6 protein-coding genes are annotated in these 6,000 nt (G+C 42.9%); 1 reads left to right on the plus strand and 5 read right to left on the minus strand.

What is annotated here, in order from left to right:
- Positions 1-88 precede the first annotated feature (88 nt).
- Both BA79_RS17360 and BA79_RS17365 read right to left on the minus strand, forming a co-directional pair.
- Positions 89-1,384 carry an adenylosuccinate synthase gene (locus tag BA79_RS17360; RefSeq protein WP_007497400.1) on the minus strand — a complete coding sequence of 432 codons (1,296 nt, stop codon included), beginning with the start codon at positions 1,382-1,384 and terminating at the stop codon, positions 89-91.
- 216 nt (positions 1,385-1,600) lie between these two features.
- On the minus strand, positions 1,601-2,203 hold the full coding sequence (locus tag BA79_RS17365; RefSeq protein WP_282706817.1) for a TetR/AcrR family transcriptional regulator: 603 nt from the start codon (positions 2,201-2,203) through the stop codon (positions 1,601-1,603).
- Positions 2,204-2,319: 116 nt separating this feature from the next.
- On the opposite strand from BA79_RS17365, the gene BA79_RS17370 reads away from it, so the two are divergent.
- A complete protein-coding gene (locus tag BA79_RS17370) occupies positions 2,320-3,525 on the plus strand; it encodes a cytochrome P450 (protein ID WP_017368448.1) in 1,206 nt (401 codons plus the stop codon).
- A 32-nt stretch (positions 3,526-3,557) separates the two neighbouring features.
- Here the strand turns inward: BA79_RS17370 and BA79_RS17375 are convergent, their stop codons facing one another.
- The 3 genes from BA79_RS17375 to BA79_RS17385 all read right to left on the minus strand — a co-directional run.
- Positions 3,558-3,971, minus strand: a complete 414-nt coding sequence (locus BA79_RS17375) for a VOC family protein (RefSeq protein WP_017359894.1) — start codon at positions 3,969-3,971, stop codon at positions 3,558-3,560.
- A gap of 130 nt (positions 3,972-4,101) precedes the next feature.
- On the minus strand, positions 4,102-5,466 hold the full coding sequence (dnaB, locus tag BA79_RS17380) for a replicative DNA helicase (RefSeq protein WP_003214779.1): 1,365 nt from the start codon (positions 5,464-5,466) through the stop codon (positions 4,102-4,104).
- A gap of 286 nt (positions 5,467-5,752) precedes the next feature.
- Positions 5,753-6,000: DUF4885 family protein (locus tag BA79_RS17385; protein ID WP_035704185.1), on the minus strand; the 248-nt coding region annotated here is incomplete at its 5' end.

Genomic DNA, 6,000 nt, shown 5'->3' on the forward strand with positions numbered 1-6,000 from the left:
ACAGGAAGAGCATTCCGTAGAAATTAAGGAATATTTAAACAAAAAAAGACACCAGTAAAATGTGTAATTTTACTGGTGTCTGATCAGTCTATAATGATGGACGGTACACGCTGCGGACAACGTTCGTTTGGGAACGGTCTGGTCCGACTGAGAAGATAGAAAGTGGAATACCTGTTAATTGTGAAATGCGCTCTAAGTAATGACGAGCATTTGCAGGCAGTTCACTTAAATTTTTCACGCCTGTAATATCCTCTGTCCAACCTGGCATTTCTTCGTAGACAGGTTCACATTTCGCTAATTCATTTAGACTTGCTGGGAATTCTTCAGTGATTTCTCCGTTCAATTTATAAGCAACACAGATTTTCAATTTCTCAATCCCTGTCAGTACATCAATGGAGTTAAGAGATAAATCTGTAATTCCGCTCACACGGCGCGCATGACGGACAACAACACTGTCAAACCAGCCAACACGGCGCGGGCGGCCAGTTGTCGTACCGTATTCACGGCCAACTTCACGGATTTGATCGCCAATTTCATCATGGAGTTCTGTCGGGAATGGGCCATCACCTACACGAGTTGTGTAAGCTTTTGATACGCCGACCACATGTTGAATTTTCGTAGGACCTACACCAGAACCAATCGTCACGCCTCCAGCCACTGGGTTAGATGACGTCACGAACGGATATGTTCCTTGATCGATATCAAGCATAACGCCTTGTGCCCCTTCAAAAAGAACACGGCGGCCTTCATCTAGAGCATCGTTCAATACAACAGATGTGTCCACAACATATTTTTTCACTTGCTGACCATATTCATAATACTCATCTAAAATATCTTCAATTTTGAAGCCTTCTGTGTCGTACATTTTCTCTAAAAGACGATTTTTCTCTTCTAGATTACGGGCAAGCTTCTCTTCAAATACTTCACGATCTAATAAATCTGCGATACGGATTCCGACGCGGGCAGCTTTGTCCATATAAGCTGGTCCGATTCCTTTTTTCGTCGTACCGATCTTGTTAGCCCCTTTCCGCTCTTCTTCTACCTCGTCCAATTTTAAGTGATAAGGCAGAATGACATGGGCTCTATTGCTGATTCTGAGGTTATCTGTACTCACATTCCGTTCGTGAAGATACGCAAGCTCAGTGACCAACGCTTTAGGATCAACCACCATTCCATTACCGATGACACAAGTTTTCTCTTTGTAAAAAATACCGGACGGAATGAGGTGTAGCTTGTAAGTCACTCCATCAAATTTGATTGTGTGACCTGCATTGTTTCCCCCTTGATAACGGGCAATCACCTCTGCATTTTCTGAAAGGAAATCGGTAATTTTCCCTTTCCCTTCGTCACCCCACTGCGTACCTACTACGACTACTGAAGACATATCGTGCACCTCCGTTAACCTTTCAAAACGTTATCTCTTTCAAACACATTTATTTTATCAATGGACAATGAAAAAGTCAACGTGAAATCCGAACATTAATATCTTGAAATCAAATTTTGTTCGTTTTACATGTGAGGAAAAGCGCTTTAATTGCTCATTCTACGCTTAAACAAGAAGATTTCGATCAAAATTACTGTTTTTCTCATTTCCGTTTGTTCAGTGATTTTCAATCAATTGAATCATCGAACTTGCCATAAAGTCGGGTGAGTATGGTCTACCTTTTCTCAGCCACCACTCAGCTGTTCCAACATAAGCAGAAATGACAAATTGCTTCTGCATCTCGAGAGGAACGTGTTGTGGATCAGGTGTTGAACCTGTGACTTCTTCTAGCCCCAAAGTAAAACTTTCTTCAAAAAAAGCACTGGCCGTCTGATGAATATTAAGCTCTCTTCCCCTTTTCAAGAGAATCTGATACTCCTCTTCATGTTCCTGCAAATGCTGATAAAAGCGATAAATATACACATATGCTGCATGATCGCTCTTCCACTCACTTTCATGTACAGGAGCAAAAATAGCGGTTTTCATGACATCAAACATCTCATCCATGACCTGCTGAGCTAAGTCAAACTTATCCTCATAATGCTGATAGAAGGTGGTGCGATGGATTCCTGCCTTGTTCGTCAAATCTTGTACAGAAATCTTCCCCCATTCCTTCTCCTTTAATAACTGAAATAACGCTTTTCTTAATTGTTGCTTTGATTCAGTTGTGCGCTTATCCCCTCTGTAGCAGTCCGCCACAAGCCGCTCTCCCCTTCCCATTTTCTTCAACAGATTTCTCTTTTCTGTTGGTTGAATCCTTTCTCCTGATGAATTACCTTTAAATCTAACACAGTGAAAAAAAGGAATCATCTGACAACCCATAAGGAGTGATGATCATGGAAACAACAACACCTAGTGCCGTTCAGAAAGCGTTATTAAGAGGGAAAAATAAGCAGGACCCGTATCACCCATTTGATTGGTACGCCAAAATGCGTCAAGAATCCCCTGTTCATTTTGATGAACACAGCCAAACATGGAGTGTCTTCACCTATGAAGAAGCAAAGCGCGTCACCATCGATAAAGATACCTTTTCTAGTCAACCTCCTCAAGACCACCGGAAACATTCACTGATGAAAACAATGGTCATGATGGACCCGCCAAAACATACACGAATCCGTTCCATTGTGAGCAAAGCCTTTACACCCCGGGTGATGAAATTGTGGGAACCACGCATTCAAGAGTTAATGGATGATCTCATTGCACAAATAGAAGGTAAGGAAGAGATTGATCTTGTTCAAGACATCTCCTATCCGCTTCCTGTCATAGTCATTGCAGAGCTTTTAGGTGTGCCAACAGAACATAAACAATCCTTTAAAGAATGGTCCGATATTCTCGTCAGCATGCCTAAAAGTGAACATGAAAAAGATGTCGTTGAATGGCAAAAAACACGGGATCAAAGCGAAGCGGACATGATGGCGTTTTTTGCTGACATCATTGAAGAGAAGCGGCAGAACCTTAGTGAGGATTTGATTTCGCTTTTAATCCAAGCGGAGGAAGATGGAGATAAGCTGTCCGCAGACGAATTAATTCCTTTCTGCAATCTTCTCCTGTTAGCAGGCAACGAAACGACCACCAACCTGATCTCCAATATGATCTTTAGTTTGTTAGAAAATCCGGGGTCGTATGAAGCGCTCGCTCAATCACCTGACCTCATTCCTCGAGCTGTGGAGGAGGCTGTCCGTTTTCGTGCCCCTGCGCCTACCATCGTCCGGTATGTCACAGAAGACACCGAACTTGGAGGAAAAGTCTTGAAAAAGGGAGACAGTGTGATTGTCTTTCTTGCTTCTGCGAACCGGGATGAGCGTCAATTTCCAAACGCACATGAGTACGATATACACAGGCACCCTAATCCCCATATTGGCTTTGGCCACGGCATTCATTTCTGCCTAGGCGCACCACTTGCTCGCCTGGAAGCCTGCACTGCCATCAAAGCCATACAGTCACGATATGAATCACTAGAGCTTCTCTCTTACGTCCCAATGACAAGCAGCGGTATGTATGGACTAAAAGCACTGAAGCTCCGTGTCACGCCTCGTTGCTAACAAAAAAGGCTCCCACAAGATGGGAGTCTTTCTTAATCAGGTGTAATTCCTTCTGTATTCATGAGCACCACTCGATATCCATCTGGATCTTCAATCGTCACGCCTCCTCGATCCCAGTACGGGTTCGTAGAGGTGACATGCCGTCCGCCAAATGCGATCAGTCTCTTTTTCATCTGCTGAAATTCTTCTTCATCCGGAATATAGAATACAAGCAGCTGCTCTGGGTGGGGAACAGGCAAGCTTTCGTCTTCTTCATGTTTGGTGATTTCCAGATGAACATGCTGGTGAGGAAGCCCAAGCATGACCCCATCATACCCTTCATGCTGATCAAATGAGCCTATTCGTTTCAGCCCTAAACCTTCTTCATAAAAAGAAACAACCTCTTTCATGTTGACGGTCGGACGTGCGATGCGTAATTGAGCGGCTTCGAATTGTTGAAACTTCATCAGTCATCACTCCTTTTCTCTCCCTTTAGTATACGCTCTCTTTTTCTCCCACTCCTCCTCATTTCGACTGTTTTTCAGTCATTCTTTCGATGTAGATGGATCAAAAAAGCCCAGCTTCTTGAGCTGGGCTTTAAGCACCGGGCGGAACACCCGCATCGTCAAATCTTCTCTCTAAGTTGACGAATTTGTTATATTCTTTCACGAAAGCCAGTGATACCGTTCCAACTGGACCGTTACGCTGTTTCGCAATAATAATTTCAATAATGTTCTTATTCTCTGATTCTTTGTCATAGTAATCATCACGATAAAGGAACGCCACAATATCGGCATCCTGCTCAATACTTCCTGATTCACGAATATCAGACATCATCGGACGTTTGTCCTGACGCTGCTCTACCCCACGAGAAAGCTGTGATAAGGCAATGACCGGCACTTCAAGTTCTCTTGCTAGTGACTTTAAAGCCCTAGAAATTTCAGATACCTCTTGCTGACGGTTATCGCTTGATCGTCCACTCCCTTGGATGAGCTGTAAGTAGTCAATCAGGATCATACCAAGCCCGTTTTCTTGCTTCAAACGGCGGCATTTCGAGCGAATCTCACTTACTCTAATACCAGGTGTATCATCAATGAAAATCCCACTGTTTGATAGCGAACCCATCGCCATTGTCAGCTTACCCCAGTCCTCTTCTGTGAGATTACCGGTTCTTAGGTTTTGTGCATTGATATTTCCCTCGGCACAAAGCATACGCATGACCAGCTGCTCAGCGCCCATCTCTAAACTAAAGATGGCGACACTTTCATCTGTCTTGGTCGCAACGTTTTGTGCAATATTTAACGCGAAGGCTGTTTTCCCTACGGACGGACGAGCCGCTACAATAATCAAGTCATTTCGCTGGAAGCCAGCTGTCATCCGGTCAAGCTCTGAGAAACCCGTTGGAATCCCAGTGATATCACCTTTTCGATTATGAAGCTGTTCAATATTATCATATGTCTGAACAAGAACGTCTTTAATGTTTTGGAAAGCTCCTGAGTTTTTACGCTGAGCCACTTCCATAATGGTTTTTTCAGCATCACTCAATAGATCTTCTACTTCATCCTCACGCGTATATCCATCCTGTGCAATGGTTGTCGCTGTACGGATCAGACGTCTTAAAATAGATTTTTCTTCCACAATTTTTGCATAATATTCAATGTTTGCGGCAGTTGGGACAGAGTTCGCAATATCTGTTAAATACGAAATCCCGCCTACCTCTTCTAGTAAGTCTGTATTGGCAAGTTCTGATGTCACCGTGACAAGGTCAACCGGTTCCCCTCTATCACCAAGTACAAGCATCGCATTGTAAATCTTTTGATGCGACATTCTATAGAAATCCTCTGGAATTAATACTTCAGAAGCGAGCGTTAGCGCAGATGGTTCTAAAAAAACAGCACCTAATACGGCCTGCTCGGCTTCTATATTTTGCGGCGGCAGCCGGTCATCGAGAAGTTCCGTCATGCCAAGCACCGTCCTTTCATAAAAAAATACGCTACTCATCATTTTAACATTTTCATCAATAAAAAAGTGAAAAACATCAACTATAGTCAAAATTACCATGTGGCTGTTTCATTGAACAGCGAAACAACACACTTCAAATAGAAAGGACTCTGTAACATAAATTGTTATAGAGTCCTTTGTATCGCTTATGGGATTTGTAGCTGTTGTTGTTCAAACATGTGATTGATATTCTAACACGGCATGTACACGCACATGATCAAACCTTGCAAATATCAGGTGCGTTTTTTTAATCTATCGTTTTCTTAACTCCGTAATTCACCTTTTGTCCAATATCATATAAAGACCCGTTTTCATAACCAATAGATAGCACCAAATCAGGAATAGAATCATACCCGTTCTTCGCTAGATCAAAGAGCTGTGCACCATAATGTGATGCAGCAATGCGGGCATTTTCTGCTGTGTATGGATTTTTCAGAAGTTCTTCTTTGTAGATATCGAAAATATTCGCTCCGGTATCCGTTACAAATTGACCGT

The organism is Bacillus altitudinis 41KF2b (assembly GCF_000691145.1).
Taxonomy (GTDB): domain Bacteria; phylum Bacillota; class Bacilli; order Bacillales; family Bacillaceae; genus Bacillus; species Bacillus altitudinis.

Coding starts and splice junctions, on each gene's coding strand:
- BA79_RS17360 (WP_007497400.1), bottom strand. CDS start 1,384: ATGTCTTCAGTAGTCGTAGTAGGTACGCAGTGGGGTGACGAAGGGAAA.
- BA79_RS17365 (WP_282706817.1), bottom strand. CDS start 2,203: ATGGGAAGGGGAGAGCGGCTTGTGGCGGACTGCTACAGAGGGGATAAG.
- BA79_RS17370 (WP_017368448.1), top strand. CDS start 2,320: ATGGAAACAACAACACCTAGTGCCGTTCAGAAAGCGTTATTAAGAGGG.
- BA79_RS17375 (WP_017359894.1), bottom strand. CDS start 3,971: ATGAAGTTTCAACAATTCGAAGCCGCTCAATTACGCATCGCACGTCCG.
- dnaB (WP_003214779.1), bottom strand. CDS start 5,466: ATGACGGAACTTCTCGATGACCGGCTGCCGCCGCAAAATATAGAAGCC.